Origin of the sequence: Luoshenia tenuis (assembly GCF_014384745.1) — a bacterium.
Taxonomy (GTDB): domain Bacteria; phylum Bacillota; class Clostridia; order Christensenellales.
The window spans coordinates 330266-347810 of sequence record NZ_JACRSO010000001.1 but is presented as its reverse complement, the minus strand read 5'-3'; the positions used below and the strand labels follow the sequence as shown (position 1 = coordinate 347810).

The following is a 17545-nucleotide window of genomic DNA, read 5'->3' as shown; positions in this document are numbered from 1 at the left end:
TTTTATTACCCTTCATAGGGGCTGACCTTCTGTCTGCTGGGGCAGGCGCTGGCTGATCCGCAGCAGCACACCCTTAGATAGCAGCGCGATGACCACACTGGCCAGGCCGGCAAAGAGCACTACGATAAAGGCGTATTGTTTCGCCCAATCGAACAGGGCGCCGTACAACGCCTGCCCCAGCGGGAAGGCGCACATGCAGATGACCGTGACCACAGAAGATATTTTACCCAAAAGCGAGGCGGGCGTCAGCTGCTGCAGGGTCGTTTGTGCATAGACCGAAAACAGCGTTGCGCAGCACATCATCCCGGCAACGCTCAAAAGGATCAGGGCAAATGAACCCATCGGCCAACCGTTATGCAATACTGCTGCCCCTAGCGGAAGAGCCGCGATACCGGCGAGCAGTAATAGCAGGTGAGAGGCGGAGAATTTAAGCTTTTTGGCGACCGCACCGGCCAACACGCCGCCCAGGATCGAGCCGATGCCCATAGCCCCCTCTGCCAGACCATACATTTGGCTGGAAAGTCCCAGGAAGATCTTGACCAGATAGGGCAGGCCGACCACTACCATGGCCGAGAGAAACAGGTTGATGCCCGCCACCAAAAACAGTAGGGACATTAATCCCTCGCCCTGGCGTACCATATAGCGCAGCGCATCGGTAAAATCGCCCTTGATGGTTTGCAGCACACCGCCGCGATTTTGTTGGCGGATAAAGGGGATATGCAAAAAACACTCCATTACAGCCGATAAGAAAAAGCAAATGATCCCCACATACAAAACGGGATAAAGGCCAAATACGCCATAAAGCAGCCCGCCCAGGATTGGACCTAGCAAATTGGCCAGCGCGTTTACCTGTGCTACGATGCCGTTGGCACTCATCAAACCACGTTCATCTACAAGGGAGGGGATGCTGGCCTGAACGGAGGGCTGATAAAAGGACTGGATCACCGAAAGTAGAACCATGACGCCGCCGATGGCCGCGGTGGTAGGAGTTTGACGAAAGATCAGCGCAAAGGACGCCAATACCGCGGCTGTAATGAAATCCAGCGCCGCCATAATGCCCTTGCGGCTGACGCGATCGGCCAGCACGCCGCCCAGCGGAGATAAAAGGATGGTAGGCAGCATGCTTAGCGCAGCGATGCTGGCAAAGGCTGCGGCCGAACCGGTCATATCCAATACCGCTACCGAGAGGGCGAACCGTAGGATGGCATTGCCGAAAAGGGAGATGATCTGTCCGGCTACCATGAGGGTAAAATCCCGGCCGAACATCCATTTTGGGCCTGTGTGTTTATCTTTTTTCATATCACGTACCTCCAAATCAAATTTATAATACCAACCGTCGGTATGTAAATGGGCAATAAAAAAGGGAATCGTTTCCCTGAATAAAACGCTTAATCATCGGCTATTTTTCCTCTTTTGGCTTCCCTCGCCCAGAAAATAGTACGGTCGTAATAATCCTGCATCTGTGCGACCAGCGCATCGTCAAACAGGGGGAGGCCCAGGCCCTCCAGCACTGTGCGGCACAGGCTGATCTGATGGATAAATTTCTCCCGGCTGTCGGCGAAAAGGCCGATCCAAACGTTGGCCATCAGAAGGGCCAGCTCGGCGGTTTCCAGCGGCTGGGCAACGGACAGGGAGCCATCCTGATTGCCCTGTTCAATGATCTTCGCCACTTGCGGCGCGCTTTCGGTGATATTTAACCGCATATGTTCCATGAATACGCGGGGGTCCGCGATCTGGGTAAAATACAGCTGATCCACCGATAGCTTTTCTTCATCCGACATTTCGTGGCGAAACAGGGCCTGCAGCTTTTGCAGCCCGTTCATCGCAGGGTCATGGGCGATGGCGCTGAACCAATCCTCACGGGAATAGAAATGCAGCACCACTTTCTCAAACAGCTCCTCTTTGGATTTAAAGTGATGATAGATTGCCCCTTTTGACATGCCCAGTGCGCGCACGATATCCTGCATAGAAGTGTTTTCGTATCCCTTGGCCAGAAAAAGCTGCGTTGCCACTTCCAGTATCCGCTGCACGGTTTGCTCAGGGTACTTGTTGCGCGCCATGGCGAGGCCTCCTTTTCTGATACATACCGATGGTATGTTTGGAGAATACCGCTTTTTTTGCCGTTTGTCAACCCCTTTTGTGCTTTGGCAGGCCTTATGGGTTGTAGCCGGGCGGGTATAGGGGTATGATAAACATAGGGGCATTGCCCGGACAAAAGAAAAGTTTTAAAGGAGGATTTTGTATGGCAAACCGTATCATGCTCAACGAAACATCTTACCACGGCGCAGGGGCGATTGGGGAGATCGCTTCCGAGGCAAAGGCACGGGGTTTTAAAAAGGCGCTGGTCTGCTCGGATCCGGACCTGATCCAGTTTGGCGTTACCAAAAAGGTGACCGATGTGTTAGACGCGGCGGGGCTTCAATATGAAATCTATTCCGATATCAAGGCTAACCCCACCATCGACAACGTGCGCCACGGCGTAGAGGCCTTTAAGGCGGCGGGGGCCGATTATATTGTGGCCATTGGCGGCGGCTCCTCCATGGATACCGCAAAAGCGATCGGCATTATCGCCACCAATCCTGAGTTTGCGGATGTGCGCAGCCTGGAGGGCGTAGCGCCTACGAAAAAGCCCTGCGCCCCCATCATCGCGGTACCCACCACGGCGGGCACCGCGGCCGAGGTCACCATTAATTACGTCATAACCGATGTGGAACGCAAGCGCAAGTTCGTCTGTGTGGACCCCCATGATATGCCGGTGGTCGCCATCGTCGATCCGGACATGATGGCGTCCATGCCCAAAGGGCTGACCGCTTCCACCGGGATGGATGCGCTGACCCACGCCATCGAGGGCTATATCACCAAAGCCGCCTGGGAGATGACCGACATGTTCCACATCAAGGCCATCGAGCTGATCGCCAAATCCCTGCGCGGCGCGGTGGACAATACCCAGCAGGGGCGCGATGGGATGGCGCTGGCCCAGTATATCGCCGGCATGGGCTTTTCTAACGTGGGGCTGGGCATCGCCCACTCCATGGCGCATACCCTGGGCGCGGTGTACGATACGCCCCACGGCGTGGCCTGTGCGATGATGCTGCCCATCGTAATGGAATACAATGCGCCCTGCACGGGAGAGAAGTACCGCCAGATCGCCCAGGCCATGGGCGTGCAGGGCGTAGAGGGCATGAGCCAGGAGGAATACCGTAAGGCCGCGGTAGAGGCTGTGGCCAAACTCTCGGCCGATGTAGGCATCCCCGCCAAGCTGCCCGCACTTAAAGAGGAGGATCTGCAATTCCTGGCCGAATCCGCCTTTGCGGATGCCTGCTGCCCCGGTAACCCCAGGGATACCAGCGTTGAGGAATTAAAAGACCTCTTCCGCAAGCTGATGTAAATGCTAAACAGCAAGCTTTAAACACAAAAGACATGGCCCATTTAGGGCCATGTCTTTTTTTATGTGCACATCTACTTTTAATCTTTGCGCCAACGCTTGAGCTTGGGAAAATAGGCTCGCATAGCCTCCCGCGCCGCGTCCTCGTTCATACCCGGGTTGGAGGCCACCATGGGCGATACGCAAAACTCGATCATCTCATCCATGGTGCAATCCGCCGTAAAGCTGCCATCCACATAACAATACTTGCAGTAATCCTGGTTTTTGCGCCCATCGGCCTCGTTGCCCAACATCTCTTCGCCCTGCCCCAGGGGCATGCCGCAGCACTGGCAATATCTCTCTTGCATACTCAGTTCTCCTTTCGCGCTGGCTTGTCCCAGCTACAACCTTAGCATACGCCTCAAAAGATGACAGCTGCCTGTCATCTTATTGCGGCGGATAGAGATTTTTTATGCCCTCCGCAGCCTGGCACAGCATGCGCGCTACGCAGCGGGGCTGCAACACCCGTACCCCGGCACCGAAGGAGAGCAGATACCCATACAGCCAGTTATCCTGCGGCAGATCGACCGTGACGGTGAGATCGCCGTTTGGCTCTACCGCGATATTTTCAACATCAAACTCATCATACACCCGGTAGGCCATGGCCTGGGTAAAACGCAGGCTAAGGTGCGCTACCACGGGCGGTGGTGCGCTTTCGTTCTCAATGGAGGGCGGTGTCAGCCCCGTTCGATCAAAGGTTTCGCTTTCGGCGGCCAGTCCGCCTATCCGGTTGAGTTTAAAGGTGCGGTAATCCCGCTTTTCCAGGCAATAGGCCTGCAAATACCAGGCCTTGGACTTAAAGACCAGGCGCAGCGGATAGACCCGGCGCTGGGTGATGGCGCCATAGGAGCTGGCGTAGGTGAAAGATAGCACATGTTGGTAAAGGACCGCGTTTTTGAGCAGATCGAACTTGGCTGCGTCCGCAGCGGCATTGCCCCAGCGGCTTAGGTCCACCGCGATCCAGTCGGTTTCATCCTTGGCGAAGATGGCCCGCAGCTTGCCCAACACGCCGGCGGAATCCAGCGGGCCGGCCGCACCTAGGCTTTGCAATGCCAAAAGAATTTGATCCTGCTCCTCATCGGAGATCACGGCCCGGTCCAGCACGTAATGCTCCATGATGGCGATGCCGCCGCCCCGGCCAGGCTCGGTGTAGATGGGCACGCCGGCCTGGGACAGGGCGTCAATATCCCGCAGGATGGTGCGCCGGGATACTTCCAGCCGCTGGGCAAGCTCCCCGGCGGTCGCCCGCCCTTGGCGCAGCAGGATATAGATGATCTCAAACAGCCGGTTTTGTTGCATAGGGCGCCTCCTTATCTCCTATCCTTAAGTATACCACGAAAAGGAGACAGATTCTGTCATCTTTTTATGCGGCGTAAAATCGCACGATTGGAAGGCGATGGCCGGGGCACAAAGTAAAGAGCACGTTATCCACATCGTATTTTGTATTTTGAAAAATTGACATAAACGATCATCTTTCCTCCCCTTCTTTGCCAAATCGTGATAAAATGAAGGCATCACTGCTATAAGGAGAAAAGGCGATGGATGAGCAGATCGCAGAGAAGGTTGCCAGGGCGGTCAGCTTTATGCAGATAATCGAGCCGCTTAAATCTGCCACCCGCACGGCATGGACGCAGACTGGCCGGCGAGAAAGCGTAGCCGAGCACTCTTGGCGCCTGGCGATGCTGGGATTGCTGGTATCCCTGCAAAACCAGCATCTTGACGGGGGACGGCTGGTTGCGCTTTGTTTGGTACATGATCTGGCGGAGTGCTTGACGGGGGATGTTTCCGCGGCTGCAAGACCGGACGCTGCGCAAAAGCGCGCACAGGAATATAGGGCGATGAAGGAACTGTGCGCACCGCTGTCTGCTCTGGAGAGAGAAGCGCTTTTCTCCCTGTGGCAGGAATATGAGGAGGGGACGACCTGCGAAGCGCGCATGGCCAAGGCGTTAGATAAGGCGGAGACGATTTTGCAACACCAGGCCGGAAAGAATCCCCCGGGATTTGACTATGCCTTTAACCTACACTATGGCAAAGATTATTTTAAGGACGATAGCTACTTGGTCGCGTTAAGGGCGGCGCTGGATGCCGGCACGCGTCAGCGGGCGCGCCGGGAAAGCAGCCCCTGTGGTGGTAGAGATGGCCCGCACAAGAAAGGCTGAAGAAATGATGGACAAGCACCGCAAAAAAATCGGGCGGATTTCACTGGGAGCCGGTATTTTATTGGTAGCGCTATTGGTCACCTTTTTTGGGGTGACGGTGTGGAATACCAATCGATTAATGGATCAAGTCGATACGCTGACCAACCATCCCTTTAAGGTCGTGATCGCCATAGGCGACTTTAACACCCAAGTGGCTAAAATGCGCGCGCAGGTCGAGCGGCTGCTCATCGATAATTCGCAGGATATCGTGCGGGATGCTTGGGACAATCTGGATGAGAACTACCGTAAGGCACAGGAACTGCTGGATGTCATAGAAGCGCGCTACTTGGGCCCAAAGGAGAATGTGGATCAGCTCAATCAGGCCTATGCGCGCTTGAAACAGGCCAACGAGGGGCTGTTGGAGTACGGCTATATCGGCGCGCGCAGCCGGGAGGAGATCAGCCAGTATTGCAATGAAAATGTGATTCACGTTTACGATGAGGCACAGGAGGCCTCAAACACTGTTTTTATGGAAGCGCAGCATCGCTTCTTTATGATCTATGACGCAGCCGAAGCTGTCCGTTCTTTATCTATGGTGATGAGCGGAATTATTGTACTGGCGGTCATTGGCGCGTTGGTGCTGTATCAGCAGCTGCTGCGGCGGCAGAATTTTGAGATCATGGCGCGCAATCTGCAATTCGAGCTGATCTCCAATACCATAAGCAATGTGTTTATGATTTATACCCCTGGTGAGCAGGGGGAGGATTTTGTGTCCGAAAATGCCGAGCGCCTGCTGGGGTTCAGCGCAGCCGAGCTATTGGAGGACCAAAGAAAACTGCGCAGCCAGTTCAGCGCGCAGGATCTTGAGCTTTTGGATAATATGCTTGAGGGCGGCGAACAGAAATTTGGCGCCGCTACCGTACGCTACCGCCATCCACGCTCTGGTCAAGAGATGACGCTGTTTATACAAAGCTATGAGGTGCGCTCAGCCAAAGGGCACTGCCAGTATATCACCGTGTTCAGCGATGAAACGGAGATGACGCGGGTACAGATCGCCCTGCAAGACGCACTGGACCGGGCGGAACGAGCCAGCCTGGCCAAAAGCGAGTTTTTATCCCGTATGTCCCATGAGATCCGCACGCCTTTGAACGGGGTCATCGGTATGTCGATCATCGCGCTGCAAAACGTGGGGCAGGAGGAAAAGCTCATCGACTGCCTGCGCAAGATCAACCTGTCCTCCAAGCATCTGTTGGTCTTGATCAACGATGTGTTGGATATGTCTAAGATCGAGAGCGGAATGATCGAGATCAAAAACGAGCGGTTCGATTTCAGGGTCTTTCTCGAATCCCTGGTCACGGTCATCTACGGGCAGGCGAGAGATCGGGAAATCAGCTTTGAAACGGTATTGAGCGGCGAGATCCCAGAGAGACTGGTAGGAGATAGCCTGCGCCTTAACCAAATTTTGATGAATCTGCTCTCTAACGCCATCAAGTTTACGCCTCAAAATGGAAGCGTGACGCTGCGCATCCAGTCCATCTGCGGGGAAGCGGAGGGCCTTTGGCTACGCTTCCAGGTCAAGGATACCGGATGCGGGATCGCCCCGGAGAATTATGAAAAGATATTTATGGCCTTTGAGCAGGAAAACGCCAGCGTGGCGCACCTTTACGGCGGTACCGGACTGGGACTTTCGATATCCCGGCGTTTTGCAGAGCTTATGGGCGGGCGTATCGGCGTGGAAAGCCAGCTGGGGCTGGGCAGCACGTTTACCGTGGAGATTCCATTTGGGATCGAGCCGGAGCGGGCGCAGCCCAAAGCGGATTTTGGCGGCCTGCGCGCCCTGGTGGTAGATGATGACCGGGAGACCTGCGAACACGCGGCTTTTCTGCTGGAGAAGATCGGCGTAGAAGCATCCTGGGTGGATAACGGTTTTGAGGCCGTGGCCCAGGTTGGGCGCGCCCACGACCTGGGACGGGATTATGATATCTGCCTGATCGATTGGCGCATGCCTTTTATAGACGGGCTGGAAACCACCCGGCGCATCCGCAGGGCTGTAGGGGACGCGCTGTCGGTGGTGCTGATCACCGCATATGACCCATCCGAAATACGCGAGGAGGCTAAGCGCGCGGGAGCCGATGGAATTATCCAAAAGCCGCTCTTTGAGTCCACCCTGATCGAAACGCTGGAGCATGTAGAGCAGCGCAGCCAGGCCTTTGATGGGAACGGGCTGCTCCAGCAAAATCTGGAGGGAAAGCGCGTCCTGGTGGTGGAGGATAACGAACTGAACCGGGAGATCGCCATTGAACTGCTGGCCATGGCCCATGCGAATGTGGAAAGCGTGGCAGACGGGCAGGAGGCGGTAGAGCGATTTGCCGCTTCGGCGGTGGGCTATTTTGATATTGTCTTAATGGATATCCAAATGCCCGTAATGGATGGGTACGAGGCGACGCGCAGGATACGCGCGCTGGCGCGGGAGGATGCGGCTCGGGTGCCGATATTGGCTATGACGGCCAACGCTTTTTCGGAGGATGTGCAAAAGAGCCTGAATTGTGGGATGAACGATCATATCACCAAACCCATCGACGTGGATCAGCTGTTTGATAAGCTCAACCGCGCCTTGCAGCGGGCAGAACAATAATCGGTTTCTTCAGCGTTATATAAAGCAAAAAGCGTCCGCACCGTGTAGCGGACGCTTTTATTATTGGTAAGGAAACCGGCTGGTGAAAAGCGGCGCCTATTTTTTGCCGCTGCCCTGAAGCAAAAGCAGCTCTTTATTCGGGCGGCTGTCATCCAGCAAAAAGGAGGCCCATTTCAGCGGGGGATCGTCTATATGCTCCTGCCAATAGCGCAGACGGCGCAAATACCAGGCGATCTTTTTCTCAATAGGCTCTGTACAGTTGGCTATGCCAAAGTGGTGGACGATTGCCGTCAGCTCATAAAAGGGCAGCCCCAGCGCGTGAGTTTCCACGTGCACGGTGGCACAGGCCTGCCCCACGGCGTGAAAGAGGGCGATGGCTACCGGATCCTCTACCTCTTTGGCGGCGGCATGCGCTTGCAGCAGCGCCCTTTTTGCGGCGGGCATCTTAATCTCCCCCCGGGCCCACTGGCGGCAAAGGGCTACAGCCTGTCCGGGCCGCTGCTCGTTGGGGTAGGCCTGGGCCAGCCATTGGAGCGGGATAGAAACACAATCGAACGCCCAAAGCACCAGCGTACGGTGCTTTTGCTGGCAGATCGTCCCGCGCAGTTCTTGCAGGCAGGCGCTATCCCGGGTAAATAAAAGTTTGTTGCCGCGCTTTAATCTTTTTGCGGCGTCGGCTAATGCAATTTCTTCCATAACAAAGACGGTTCTCCTTTTTTATATGTGCGCGGCAGCGGCATGCACGCCATAGGCCCAAAAGCCATAAGATAGGGAGGGCGCGCCCTTTTTAAAAGCGGTAATGCTTCCCCCACTGGCCGGCCCAGCGGTCGATCCCCACGCAGCGGATCGTGCGCAGGTTATGCAGGATATCCGGGTGCAGCTGCTGCATATCGGCTATCTGCGCGCAGCGCTCAAAATCGGGGCAGGCCCAGCAGCCGTACAAGCTTCACCCTGCAAAAGCCTGATCTCAAAAGCCATAGCGCATCCCCCTTTTTACTTTGTATTATAGTGACTGCGCCGCGATATGGGAAGGAGGCTTTTTGTGGAGAAATTGCAAAACTGGTACTAAAGCAGAACAAATGTAGCGCTATGTCACAATTCCTTGAAATTTGCACCGGCGGGCGTATAATGGGGAAGGATTGAATTCAAACGTAATAAGAATGATGAGGCGATGGGAATGGAAAGTTATAAATTTCTGTTTGATCTGGCGCTGATCCTGCTGAGCACCAAGGTGCTGGGACTGTTGACCAAGCGTTTTTCCATGCCGCAGGTAGTAGGCGCCCTGCTGGCCGGGTTGATCTTGGGGCCGGCGGTGCTGGGGGTGATCACCCAGACGGACTTCATCCACGCCACAGCGGAACTGGGCGTCGTGGTGCTGATGTTCTGCGCGGGGATGGAAACGGATATTAAAGAGCTGAAAAAGAGCGGCGCCGCTTCGTTCGTTATTGCATTGATCGGCGTGATCGTCCCGCTGGCAGGCGGCTTTGCGGTGGCCTATTTCTTCAACCAGCCCGGCGTGATCGATTCAGACGCCAGCTGTTCGCTGTTTTTACAGAATATTTTCATCGGTATCATTTTAACGGCGACTTCGGTCAGTATCACGGTTGAAACCTTAAAAGAGCTGGGCAAGCTCAAGACCCGCTCGGGCAACGCGATCTTAGGCGCGGCAATCATCGACGATATTCTGGGCATCATCGCCCTGACCATTATCACCAGCCTGGCCGATACTTCGATCAACGTGGCGTTTGTGCTGCTCAAGATCCTGGGCTTCTTCGTTTTCTCTGGCGTGGTGGGCTTTTTGTTCTACAAGTTTTACACCAAATGGGTGGTCTCTACCGAGAGCGGCCTGCACCGGCACGTGATCGTAGCCTTCGTATTCTGTCTGCTGATGAGCTATGTGGCTGAGGCGGTCTTCGGCGTGGCCGATATTACCGGCGCCTTTGTGGCGGGCTTGGTGATCTCTTGTACCCAGCGCACGCGCTACCTGGCCTCCAAGTTCGATGTGCTCAGTTACGCTTATCTGTCACCGGTATTTTTTGCCAGCGTAGGCCTGCAGGTCAAGCTGCCGGAGATGACCGGGAGCGTTATCGCCTTTTCGGCGATCCTGGTAGTGGTCGCTATCCTGACCAAGGTGGTGGGCTGCGGCCTGGGCGCAAAGCTGTGCCGCTATAAGAATTACCAGAGCGCACGCATCGGCGTGGGTATGATCTCGCGCGGCGAGGTCGCCCTGATCGTGGCCAGTAAGGGTTCCGCGCTGGGGCTGCTGGGGTCGGCCTTCCTGGGGCCGGTGGTGCTGACCGTTATCATCACTACCATCATTACGCCTATTCTGCTCAAGATCGTGTTCAAGTGGGGGCCGACCCAGACACCGGAGGTGGAGAAGGGTTTTTCGGCGCCGTATGAAGAGCTTAACGCCCTGCGCAGCATCTCTGAGAATTACCCCAATGAGCCGGAAAGCTACCGCAGGGAGCTAGAGCAGTACCGTGAGCAGTTTCAAGAAGCGCACAAAGAGCGGATGGATAAAGAAAAGAAACGGTGACCCGAGATAAAAAGGGCGCGGAAAGTTTGGCTTTCCGCGCCCTTTGTTATTCTACCGTACGATTCTTTAAAGATGCGCGCCGCTAAATTCATCCCGCATCTCCGGGCTTTACAGCCCGATGCCGGCTGGTAGACGCATTATGCGCTGCATGCCGCACCGGAGGCGCTGGAGCGGGAAAAGCGGAGGTGCTTGCAGAAAGCCAAGGGCGTTCACCCGCAAAATTTCAAAGGCGAGAGCCTTCGAGAAAATGGCCGCTAAGGGCTTGACTTGGAGTGCGCTCCATTTGATAGGATGAGTCCGAGAAGAAAAGGAGGGATGAGCTAATGCGCAAAAAAGCGATTTTGCCCCTGCTTCTTGGGAGTTTACTGCTCCTTGTGGCCTGCGGCGCACCAAAGGACGATGCTGCCGGAGCTGCCGGGACGCCGCCTGCGCCTGGCCCTACAGTGCAGACGCAGGAGGGTGAGGGGGAACGAATAGTCCGCATGCAGCTGGAGGAAGGGACCGTGCTGATATCTTTGGAGGACAATGCTACAGCGGACGCCTTGCTGGCACAGCTGCCTTGCACCATGACCTTTGAAGATTATGCGCATGCAGAAAAGATCAGCGACCCGCCATCGCCGCTGGATCTTACGGGGGCGCCAGATGGATATGACCCAGAATTGGGGGATGTGGCCTGCTATGGCCCCTGGGGGAACATCGCCATATTTTACCAGGACCGCGGCTACGCATCGGGGCTGGTACCGGTAGGACGCGTAATATCAGGGATGGAGCTGATACAGTCTGCGCAGACGGCGTTCACCGCTACACTGGAACAGGCGAGCGATCCAGAACGGTAAACGAAGATTACGATTGCTACGGAATAAAAAAGCCCCGCCTGAGCGCGGGGCTTTTGAACAGGATAACCGGATCAAGCTTCTTCCTCGTCCAGCGCGTCGCCTCCCTGCGCCTCGGTGTTGAGCCATTCGCTGTTGGGCCGGCAAAGCAGCCGGGCATCCAGGTAAGCCTGCTGCAGGGTAAGGATGGTCTGTCCCTGATAGTTGCCCGAACGGGTCAGCTCCACCACCAAAGCGGCATCGGCCCGCCCGTCATACTGCAAAGAGAGGGGCAGCATCAGGCTCATAACGTTTCGGGTGGGGAAATAGCAGGGAATGGCGGTCTTAAAGTTCCAGCGCACCTGCTTTTTGGCCAGTTCAATGGCGTCTTCCACCCGATTGCGCAGCCGGTTATACAATCGCGGCGTATCGGCAATGACGCCGCTTAGCTCGCTATACAGCGTACGTTTGGCTGCGGCTTCATCTGTACTTTGAATCTGTTCGAGTACCGCCTGCGCCGCGGGAATGCCCCGGCTTTCCTCCTGCAAAAAGGGAAGGGGCAGGCGGGAGACGTTATCCAGCAGAATATGGTCAAAGTCCGTATGCAGCTCCTTTTCCAGGTCAAAGAGCAGGTCCTCTTTGCGCTCAAAATACGAGGCGGGCTGGGGCAGGGGGTTAAAGGCGTCCACCAGGCGCTTGCCTACGCCCCGGCCGGCTGCGGTACAAAAATCGACAAAGTGCCAGGCCGTAGCCGCGCCTTCGTCGTTGGGTTCAAAACAGGCGTACAGATCGTCATAGTGCGGGGTGACAAGCCCCGTATTAAAGGCGGCAAAGCTCTTATCCTCGGCAATGCATACCTTATCTTCCAGCTGCAGGCGGTAAAAGGTATATTGGATGTACTTTTGCAGAATGTGGTAGCGCTTATGGCTGCCTTCCCCGAAATCCCAGGGCTCGGGCAGGGCTTTTTGCGCCAAGCCTTCCAAAAAGGAGGGCCAGGCCCCTAGAAAAGCGAATTGTTCCAGTATTTTTCCCGGGGCACGGCCGAACCGGTCCGGCCCTGCAAAATTGAGATACCAGGGAGAAGCGCCGGCATAGTCGCTATTCGAGCGCTTAATGGCGGCAAACAGCGCCCCGCCTTCCAGTCCCTTAAAGGGCAGGGGGAAGCGGTAGGCGTCGTTCCGGTATTCCAGGTTGCCTTCAAGACGCGCCTTTTCGTAAGCCGCGCGCAGCTGGTCGATCACGGCGGGGGCTGGCGGCGCTTCCTGGCCAGTCAGGTAGGCGTTTAGGATAGCCAATGTCTTAGGCGCCAGAAAGACCGCCTCGTCCATGCGCTGTGGCGGCTCCTCTGATCCCCCAACGTGTGCGGCGGGCTGGGATGCGGGCGGCTGCTCCCAATGCGCCTGCGGATGGATGGTGACCAGGCTTTGCGGCACGCCGCCCATAACCTGATCTTCCAGCGTCAGCATGTCGCCCAGGGCCAGCAAAAAGGCCTTCATTTTGGCAAATCCATACCGCTCTTTAGGGTATCCGTTATCCGCCAGCTGCTTGCTGACGGCGGCCATATGCAGCTTTTCGCCGGTGGGCAGCTGTCCGGTCAGTACGTGGTAGATCTCCTGGCGTTCCGCTTCGGTAAAACGGTGCTCGTCTGCCTTTGCCGTATGCTGGCGCTGAATGGGCGTCTGCGCCGTATCCGTTATCGCCGGGCGGGCCGGGACGTCCTGCATATGGAAAGAGAAATGCCAAGGCTGCGAGCTTTCAGCATACCAGCTTTTTTGCAGCACAATATGTGCGGGCCCCACGTCATAAGCCAGATTATCGCCCTCGCTTTGCAGAGAACCCTCGCTTTTGGCGCGCTTGTACCCCTGCTCCAATGCGGCACGGGCCTCCGGTTCGGTCAGCCCCATCAGGTTGCAGAATACGGCCAGCGACTTGGCCGGCACATTGACCAGACGGAAAAAGTTTTCCTCCGGAGAGGACCGTTCATTCGGGGCGTCGTCTGTCCAGGTGTGGAGGGTGATCATTTGCTGGGGGTTTTGCCCCAGCATGATCGGCGTGACCGTAAGAAATTCCGGCAGATCCTCCAACAGCGCGCGCATTTTGGGGTAGCCGTAGGCTGCGCTTCGGATGTCCGCGTCCGTTAAAAATTTGGCGATACGGCTGAGGGGATACGCTTCCCCCAGGCTAAAGGCCCCAGTCAGCAGTTCATAGATCCGGTGTTTGGTCTGTATATCCATTGATGTGATCGTCTCCTTACCTGCACGGTTCAATCCAATAAGTACGCCTTCTGTATGAATATTATACTATATAAGCGGCGTGCGGAACAATCCGCCGCCGGATTTTCATCTTTTCCATTCTGCCGCGCATGAACGCACGGGCGAGGCAATATATTGGCTTTAGAGAGGCATGCGGGGCGCCGGAACATCACCTAAAACATGGGCACGTGCACGGTTTAGAGCCTGCCGTCAGGCGGAAAAGCGCTAAAAGGTTACAGCATGTAAATATGTCCTCGCAGGGCGGTTTTTTGTCGAGAATCTATTGACCATTGGAGGGGTTAGCGGTACTATATAAATGGTTCGTTTCTATATATCATCCTTGTATAAAAACTACGAGCTAAATTAAGGAGGAAACAAAAATGTCTCTGAGAATGGGGATCATCGGCTTCGGGGGAATGGGTAACCTGCACAATCGCGTATATAGCGCGATCGATGGGGTGGAATTTGTAGCGGCTTATGATATTGATCCAAAGCGTTTGGACCAGGCAAAAGAGGCCGGACTGACCGCTTATGAGACACTGGACGCGTTCCTGGCGGATGACCGGATCAATTTCGTACTGGTCGCCACGCCTAACCATGTGCATAAAGAGCTGGCGATCGCGGCGATGCGCGCCGGCAAGAACGTAATGGTGGAAAAACCCGCGACCATCACCTCGGCCGATTTTGAGGAGCTGATCGAAGTTTCCAAAGAGTGCGGCGTGGTGCTGACCTGCCACCATAACCGCCGTTTTGACCGGGATTATCTCACGGTCCGCAAGATCATTGAGGATGGCCTGATCGGCAAACCCTTCGCCATCATGAGTTCGGTTCACGCCAAACGCGGCGAGATGCACGGCTGGCGCTGCGAGAAGCAGTATGGCGGCGGCATGGTGCTGGATTGGGGCGTGCATCTGTTCGACCAGATCCTGACGGCCTTCCCCGAGAAGAAGATCACCAGCGTCTTTGCCCAGACGGCTTCCATTAAGAACCCCGGCGTAGAGGATTTCTTCAAGGTCCAGATGACCATGGACAACGATCTGTTCGTCGAGGTCGAGGCCGGTACCTACTGCCTCAAACCGCATGACCGCTGGGTGGTATTCGGCGATCAGGGCGCTTTCAACATTAAGGATTTTGCCTGCACCGATGGCGGCATCACCACTACCGATTATGAGCTGGCCAGCCAGTCTCAGGGCGATATCGTAGTGCTCACCCCCGCTGGCCCGACGCGGACCATGAGCCCGCTGCCCGCCGGCGCCGAGTACAATACCGAGCTGCCCCTCATCGATGTGAGCGAGGAAGGCCTGGTAGCGTATGAGGATAACGGCGCGGTGCTGTACTCCCGCCTGTATAAGAACCTGATCGACGTGGTGGACAATGGCGCCGAACTGCTGGTGAAGCCCAAGGACATTCTGCGCAACATCAAGTTCATGGAGGCGGTGTTCGAGTCCGCCGAGAAGGGCCAGTCCCTGACCATCAACCTGTAAATAGCGCTTGTTGTAACGCCAAAGCGGCGGCAGATAAATTCTGCCGTCGCTTTCTTTATATTCCTCGGTCGGGTATGGCGGGGTGAGGTGATATGGAGAAAGCATGGGGTGTGCGGTTATGGCAATGCGCCTATGCCAAGGAAAAGGGTTAACATGGAGTTTGTCGGTATTTGACAGGGCATGCACAAGGCTCTATAATATTTGGAGGTATGCATAAACTAGCCTTTGGACGGGTGAAAGCCAGGGCGGTGCGAATGAATACGGTATTAAGAGGTTATGAGCTTAGATGAGCGATATCAAGATTTTTATTTCCTGTAATCGGGAGAGTTATGTGCCCCAGCATCCGCTGCTGTACCCCATACAGACAGGCGCGGCCAATGCCGACTGCCGTTTTGAGGGCATGTTGCACGATGATGAGGGAGAGGATCAGATATCGCAGCGCAATACCACGTATTGTGAGCTTACAGCCCAGTATTGGGTGTGGAAGCACATGGATGCCGATTATTATGGCTTCATGCATAATCGCCGTTATATCTCGTTTTCAAAGGAACACTTGAAAGAAGATATGTATGGCAATGTCGTCATGGGGATGATCGACGCAGCCGCACTGGACAAGTTGGGCTACCAGCCCGACAATATGCGCCGAATGATCGAAGGGAACGATATTGTGGCGCTGGCGCCGCTGGATATCAGCAAGTGTACCTGGCTGCCCAAGGATCAACGCACAGTGCGCGGACAATACGCATCGGGCCAGCAGCACGATACGGGTGACCTGGACCTGCTGATTTCAATCCTGCGCGAAAAATACCCCGATTATGCGCAGGATGCAGTCAATTACCTTAATGGCGATAAGGGCTATTACCTCAATATGTATATCATGCGCAAGGAACATTTTAATGCCTACAGCGCATGGCTTTTTGATGTGCTGGATGCGTTTAGCGCTAAACAGGATTATACAAACTTTTCTAATTATGAGATGCGCAAATGCGGCTTTATTGCAGAGCGGCTATTTGGTATTTACTTTACGCATTTGCTGCGCACCCGGCCAGATTTAAAGGTGCGCTATCTGCAAAACAGTTTTTTTTCCAGTTTGGACAAGCCTTATCTTGAACCCGCGTTTGACGAGCATAACGTGCCGGTCGTCATGGCGTCGAGCAACGAGTATGTCCCCTTTTTGGGCGTGTTGCTCAGCTCGATCATTGCCAATGCCAGCGGGGAAAATAACTATGATATTATCATATTGAGCAACGGCATCAGCCCCACGAACCGTCAAATATTAGAAATGGTGCTGGAAAAACGGCTGAATTTTGCGCTGCGCTTTATCGAGGTCAGCCAGATTTTAACCAGTAGCGACCTGCCTTCCAAGCATCATATCTCGGTCACGACACACGCGCGTTATATGTTGACGGAGTTTTTACCGAACTATCATAAAGTGCTGTATCTAGATTCGGATATCGTTGCAGATGTAGATATTGCCGAGTTGTACCATACGGATATAGAGGATTATATGGTGGGCGCTGTACGGGATACAGTGGTGGCTGGCTGGTATAAAATGCCTGGGCACCCACAAAAGCAGTACATGGATACGGTGCTCAAGATGCGCGATCCCTTTAACTACTTTAATGCGGGCGTGCTGCTGATGAATTTAGACGCCATGCGCGCCAGATTTTCTGCTAAAGACCTGCTGGATCTGGCATGTGATGACAAGTGGATGTGGCTGGATCAGGATGTGCTCAACAGCATATGTGATGGACGGGTAAAATGGCTTAGTCAGGAATGGAATGTGATGGCCCATGCGGACCTTAACCCTTATGCTAAGCCGGAGGGCTTTGCGCCTAAGTGGTTGCAGGACGCATATAACAAAGCAAAGGAGAAGCCCAAACTGATTCATTATGCTGGACGCGCTATACCCTGTTATGCACCGGATGCAGATCTTTACTGGATATTTTGGAGATATGCCCGGCAAACGCAGTTTTATGAACAGTTACTCTTTTTTTTGGCGCAGGAAGCGGGCGAACTTCAAAAGCGTAAAGAGCAGCAACAGGCATTGCTAAGTAGACAAAATAAATTACTATACCGGTTTTTGCGCAGCGTTAAGCGAGGGATCATGCCGGCAATCAACTGGGTGCTGCCGCAGCATTCTGCGCGGCGTGATAAAGTGGTAAAGGCCTATCGGCGGATGCGCGGCATCCCGGAGAATGGATATCAGATTTAGCTGATTTGAGGTTCAGGACAAGCTTCGGCTTGAAAAAATAAGTATT

At 54.9% G+C, this 17545-nt stretch carries 14 protein-coding genes; 7 read left to right on the top strand and 7 right to left on the bottom strand.

The window, feature by feature from the left end; genetic code table 11:
• Positions 1–12: 12 nt before the first annotated feature.
• Complete coding sequence (locus H8699_RS01645; protein ID WP_249284186.1) at positions 13–1299, bottom strand: MFS transporter; 1287 nt, start codon at positions 1297–1299, stop codon at positions 13–15.
• An 89-nt stretch (positions 1300–1388) separates the two neighbouring features.
• The gene (locus H8699_RS01640) at positions 1389–2060 is read right to left on the bottom strand and encodes a TetR/AcrR family transcriptional regulator (protein ID WP_249284185.1); all 672 of its coding nucleotides are present in this window, start codon (positions 2058–2060) and stop codon (positions 1389–1391) included.
• 182 nt (positions 2061–2242) lie between these two features.
• Here H8699_RS01640 and fucO point away from each other — a divergent pair, with 182 nt between their 5' ends.
• Complete coding sequence (gene fucO / locus H8699_RS01635; protein ID WP_147518334.1) at positions 2243–3388, top strand: lactaldehyde reductase; 1146 nt, start codon at positions 2243–2245, stop codon at positions 3386–3388.
• A 77-nt stretch (positions 3389–3465) separates the two neighbouring features.
• Here fucO and H8699_RS01630 read toward each other — a convergent pair whose 3' ends face one another.
• Together H8699_RS01630 and H8699_RS01625 are read right to left on the bottom strand one after the other, a co-directional pair.
• Positions 3466–3732 (bottom strand): zinc ribbon domain-containing protein, encoded by a 267-nt coding sequence (locus tag H8699_RS01630; protein ID WP_249284184.1) that lies wholly within the window; start codon positions 3730–3732, stop codon positions 3466–3468.
• A gap of 79 nt (positions 3733–3811) precedes the next feature.
• Positions 3812–4723 (bottom strand): helix-turn-helix transcriptional regulator, encoded by a 912-nt coding sequence (locus tag H8699_RS01625; RefSeq protein ID WP_249284183.1) that lies wholly within the window; start codon positions 4721–4723, stop codon positions 3812–3814.
• A gap of 239 nt (positions 4724–4962) precedes the next feature.
• On the opposite strand from H8699_RS01625, the gene H8699_RS01620 reads away from it, so the two are divergent.
• Complete coding sequence (locus H8699_RS01620) at positions 4963–5583, top strand: HD domain-containing protein (RefSeq protein ID WP_249284182.1); 621 nt, start codon at positions 4963–4965, stop codon at positions 5581–5583.
• Positions 5561–8197, top strand: coding sequence for a response regulator (locus H8699_RS01615; RefSeq protein WP_249284181.1), 2637 nt, complete (start codon positions 5561–5563; stop codon positions 8195–8197). The genes H8699_RS01620 and H8699_RS01615 overlap by 23 nt, the downstream gene beginning before the upstream one ends.
• Positions 8198–8293: 96 nt before the next feature.
• Here the strand turns inward: H8699_RS01615 and H8699_RS01610 are convergent, their stop codons facing one another.
• Together H8699_RS01610 and H8699_RS01605 are read right to left on the bottom strand one after the other, a co-directional pair.
• The gene (locus H8699_RS01610) at positions 8294–8893 is read right to left on the bottom strand and encodes a putative immunity protein (protein WP_249284180.1); all 600 of its coding nucleotides are present in this window, start codon (positions 8891–8893) and stop codon (positions 8294–8296) included.
• A 91-nt stretch (positions 8894–8984) separates the two neighbouring features.
• Complete coding sequence (locus H8699_RS01605; protein WP_249284179.1) at positions 8985–9140, bottom strand: hypothetical protein; 156 nt, start codon at positions 9138–9140, stop codon at positions 8985–8987.
• A gap of 234 nt (positions 9141–9374) precedes the next feature.
• Here H8699_RS01605 and H8699_RS01600 point away from each other — a divergent pair, with 234 nt between their 5' ends.
• Together H8699_RS01600 and H8699_RS01595 are read left to right on the top strand one after the other, a co-directional pair.
• Complete coding sequence (locus H8699_RS01600; RefSeq protein ID WP_249284178.1) at positions 9375–10736, top strand: cation:proton antiporter; 1362 nt, start codon at positions 9375–9377, stop codon at positions 10734–10736.
• Between the two features lie 323 nt (positions 10737–11059).
• Positions 11060–11572, top strand: coding sequence for a cyclophilin-like fold protein (locus H8699_RS01595; RefSeq protein WP_249284177.1), 513 nt, complete (start codon positions 11060–11062; stop codon positions 11570–11572).
• 71 nt (positions 11573–11643) lie between these two features.
• Here the strand turns inward: H8699_RS01595 and H8699_RS01590 are convergent, their stop codons facing one another.
• A complete protein-coding gene (locus H8699_RS01590) occupies positions 11644–13782 on the bottom strand; it encodes a DUF3825 domain-containing protein (protein ID WP_249284176.1) in 2139 nt (712 codons plus the stop codon).
• 398 nt (positions 13783–14180) lie between these two features.
• Between H8699_RS01590 and H8699_RS01585 the strand changes: the two genes are divergently transcribed.
• Positions 14181–15284 (top strand): Gfo/Idh/MocA family oxidoreductase, encoded by a 1104-nt coding sequence (locus tag H8699_RS01585; RefSeq protein WP_249284175.1) that lies wholly within the window; start codon positions 14181–14183, stop codon positions 15282–15284.
• Positions 15285–15570: 286 nt separating this feature from the next.
• Complete coding sequence (locus H8699_RS01580) at positions 15571–17499, top strand: DUF4422 domain-containing protein (RefSeq protein ID WP_249284174.1); 1929 nt, start codon at positions 15571–15573, stop codon at positions 17497–17499.
• Positions 17500–17545 lie beyond the last annotated feature (46 nt).